The sequence below is a fragment of the Candidatus Accumulibacter aalborgensis genome (genome assembly GCF_900089955.1).
Lineage (GTDB): Bacteria > Pseudomonadota > Gammaproteobacteria > Burkholderiales > Rhodocyclaceae > Accumulibacter > Accumulibacter aalborgensis.
Genome location: NZ_FLQX01000029.1, coordinates 1 through 3,979, shown reverse-complemented (window position 1 = coordinate 3,979; position 3,979 = coordinate 1). Strand labels below are relative to the sequence as shown.

General features: G+C 63.1%; 2 protein-coding genes. Both read right to left on the bottom strand.

Annotated features, from left to right (window positions below):
- Window positions 1-2,870 (bottom strand): efflux RND transporter permease subunit (locus tag ACCAA_RS02945; RefSeq protein ID WP_186405760.1); only part of this gene is annotated, 2,870 nt, incomplete at its 3' end.
- Between the two features lie 5 nt (window positions 2,871-2,875).
- Window positions 2,876-3,979, bottom strand: a 1,104-nt coding sequence (locus ACCAA_RS02940; protein WP_186405759.1) for an efflux RND transporter periplasmic adaptor subunit, incomplete at its 5' end; no start/stop codon positions are given.

The following is a 3,979-nucleotide window of genomic DNA, read 5'->3' as shown; positions in this document are numbered from 1 at the left end:
TCGCCCTTCTCGTACTCCATCTTGGCGAACTCGACGATCAGGATCGCGTTCTTGGCCGCCAGGCCGATCAGCATCACCAGACCGATCTGCGCATAGACGTTGAGCTCCTGGCCGCGCAAGAGCAGCGCAAAAAAGGCGCCGGCGATGGCGATCGGCGTACCGAGGAGCACCGAGAAGGGGAGCGACCAGCTCTCGTACTGCGCCGCCAGGATCAGGAAGACGCAGAGCAGCGAGAAGCCAAAGATGACCGCCGGTGAGATTCCCTGCTCGGCCTGCTGCTCCTGGTACGACATGCCCATGTAGTCGTAGCCCATGTCGCTGGGCATGGTTTCGGCGAAGACCGCTTCGAGCGCGCGCATGACCTGCGCCGAACTGTAACCGGGCGCCGCCGAGGCGTTGATCTGCGCGCTGCGGTAGAGGTTGTAGCGCATCGTGAATTCCGGTCCGGCGATGGTGCGGATCGAGGTCAGCGCCGACAGCGGCACCGCTTCTCCCTTGTTGTTGCGCACGTAGAACTGGCCGACATTCTCGATGGTCGTGCGGTAGTCACCTTCGGCCTGGACGTAGACCTGCCACTGGCGACCAAAGCGGTTGAAGTAGTTGACGAAGCCGCTGCCCAGGAAGCTCTGCAGCGTCTTGTACACGTCGCTGAGGATGACCCCCTGTTTGAGCACCTTGTCCTGATCGACGTCGATGAACAGTTGTGGCACGGTTGGCCGGAAGGTGCTCGAAACGCCGGCGAGTTCGGGGCGCTTTTTCGCGGCTTCGAGGAACTTGCTGGTGTTCTCGGCGAGGAAGGCGATGTCTTTTCCAGCGCGGTCCTCGAGAATGAAGGTCGCTCCGCCCGAGGTGCCGACTCCCTGGATGGCCGGCGGCGGAAACGCGAAACCGATGGCGCCAGGAATGCCGCCGAGTTTTTGCGTCAGTGCGGCCTTGATCGCGGTGTACTGCTCCTCGGGTTTCTTGCGCGCGGCCCAGTCCTCTAGGGTGATGAAGAAGAACGCGCTGTAGGTATTGGTCACCTGGCTCAGCATGCTGTAGCCAATGACCGTGGAGGTGTACTTGACGCCCGGCACCTTCATGATCAGCTCTTCGGCCTGACGGGCGATTTCCGCCGTGCGTTGCAGCGATGAGGCGTCGGGGAGCTGGATCCCGGCATAGACGTAACCCTGGTCTTCATCCGGCAGGAAGCCGGTGGGGACCAGCTTGCCAAAGAAACCCGCTCCCGCGGTGACGGCGACCAGAAAGACGAGGCTGATCAGGCTCCTGCGGATGGCGATCCGGCAGACGCCGACGTAGCCGCTGGTGACGCGGCCAAACACCTTGTTGAACCAGTCGTAGAATTTCTGCAGTGGGCCGCTGCCCTTGACCTTGGGCTTGAGCAGCAGCGCGCAGAGGGCGGGGCTCAGGGTCAGCGCGTTGAACGCCGAGATGATCACCGAGATGGCGATGGTCACCGCGAACTGCTGGTAGAGCTGGCCGGTAATCCCCGGAATGAAGGCGGTTGGCACGAAGACGGCGGCCAGGATGACGGCGATGGCGATCACCGGCCCGGTGACCTCTTGCATGGCCCTGAGCGTGGCGTCCTTCGGTGACAGGCCGTGCTCGATATGGTGCTCGACGGCTTCGACGACGACGATGGCGTCGTCGACGACGAGGCCGATGGCCAGCACCAGACCAAACAGCGACAGGGTGTTGATCGAGAAGCCGAACATCGGGAAGAGCATGAAGGTGCCGACCAGCGACACCGGGACGGCCAGCAGCGGGATCAGCGTCGCCCGCCAGCCCTGCAGGAAGACGAAGACGACGATCATCACCAGCACCAGCGCTTCGATCAGCGTGTGCTGGATCTCCTTGATCCCTTCGGTGACCGACAGCGTGGTGTCGAGGGCGATGACGTAATCGAGGTCGGGCGGGAAACTCTCCTTGAGCTTCTCCATCAGCTTCTTGGCGCCGTCGGCGGAAGCGAGGGCGTTGGCGTCCGGTATCAGGTAGAGCGCGATGAGCGCCGCGGGTTTGCCGTTGAGCCGGCCCTGCTGGCTGTAGGTCTGCGCGCCGAGGTCGATGCGCGCGACATCTCTGACGCGAACGATCGACCCGTCTGGGTTGGCGCGCAGGACGATGTTGCCGAACTCTTCGGAACTCTGCAAGCGGCCTTGCGCGCGTACGGCGTAAGTGAACTCCTGGCCTGGCGGGACCGGCTCGCCACCGATCGTTCCCGCCGGATTGACGGTGTTCTGGTTGTTGACCGCGTTGATGATTTCGGGAATGGTGATGTTCAGCTTGGCCAACTGATCGGGCCTGACCCACAGCCGCATCGCATACTGGCCGGCGCCGAAGACGGTGACGCTGGCGATTCCCTTGACCCGCGTCATCTGGTCATTGAGGTTGATATACGCGTAGTTGGCGAGGAAGACGTTGTCGTAGCTGCCGTTGGGCGAGTAGAGCGCGAACATGATCAACGGCGAGGAGGTCGATTTGGCGACGGTGACGCCGTAGTTGCGCACATCCGCGGGCAATTGCGACTCGGCCTGGCCTTCGCGCATCTGGGCGAGTAACTGGTCGGTGTTGGCGCTGGTGCCCAGTGCGAAGTTTACGGTCAGCGTCGACTGGCCGTTGTTGGCGTTGATCGAATACATGTAGTTCATGTTGTCGACGCCCGACATCTGCTGCTCGATCGGCGTGGCCACCGCCTGTTCGACGGTCAGCGCGTCGGCACCGGTGTAGGTGCTGGTGACCTTGATTTCGGGCGGTACGATGTTCGGGAACTGGGCGGTCGGCAGTCCGGCCATGGCGACCAGGCCGATGATGGTCATCAGGATAGAGATGACCATGGCCACGATCGGCCGGTTGATGAAGAACTTCGACATGTCGCTTACCCTTTGTTTGCCGGTGCCGGTGCCGGTGCCGGTGCCGGTGCGGCCGGCTTGGCCGGGGTGGCGGGAACGAAGGGTTTGGCATTGACGGTCATTCCCGGGCGGACTTTCTGCGTTCCTTCGGCAATGATCTGGTCGCCGGGTTGAAGTCCCTGGCTGATGATCCAGTCCGAACCGATGCGCTCACCGACGCTCACCGGACGGATGTCGACCTTGTTTTCGGCAGCGACGACCGCGACCAGGTACTTGCCCTGGATTTCGGTGACCGCACGCTGGGGCACGAGCAGCGCGCCTTTGTCGACCGACATGGTGGCCCGTACCTTGCCGTACTGGCCGGGGCGGAGGAGGTTGTCGGGGTTGGGGAACAGCGCGGCGACCTTGAAGGTGCCGGTGCTCGGGTCTACCTGCCGGTTGAGTACGAAGAAGGTTCCGGGCTGGGGATAGAACGATCCGTCGATGAGGATCAGTGCGAGCGGCTTCGGCTTGCTGGCGGCCGTTCTCTCGCCGGCAATCTTGAGGTATTCGCGCTCGCTGATGTTGAAATAGACCTTGATCGGATCGACGGTCGATACCGTGGTCAGTTCGGTCGGCATGCTCGGGCTGAGGAGGTCGCCGATTTGCGCCTTGGCGATTCCGGCTATGCCGGTGACCGGCGAGGCAATCTTGGTGAAAGCCAGATTCAGCTTCGCGGTGCGCAATGAAGCGTCGGCGGCTTCGAGCGAGGCCTTGGCGGACAGGTCGGCGCCGGTGGTGTCGTCGAGGTCCTTCTGACTGACGGCGTTCATCGCCGCCAGCGGTTTGATGCGCGCCAGGTTGGCGCGCGTCGTTTCGTAGCGCGCCGCCTGCTGGGCGCGCAGTCCCTTGGCCTCATCGACGGCGGCCTCGAAGGTGCGCGGGTCGATCTCGAACAGCGGCTGCCCCTGTTTCACCAGGTCACCTTCGCGGTAGTTCTGTTTGATCAGGTAGCCGGTCACCTGCGGACGAATGACGGCATTGACGTTGCCGTCGAGCGACCCGATCCATTCCATGTAGATCGGCACGTCCTGCTGCGCCACCGTCACCACTTCCACTACCGGCGGCGGCGCCGCCGCCGGCTTCTCCTT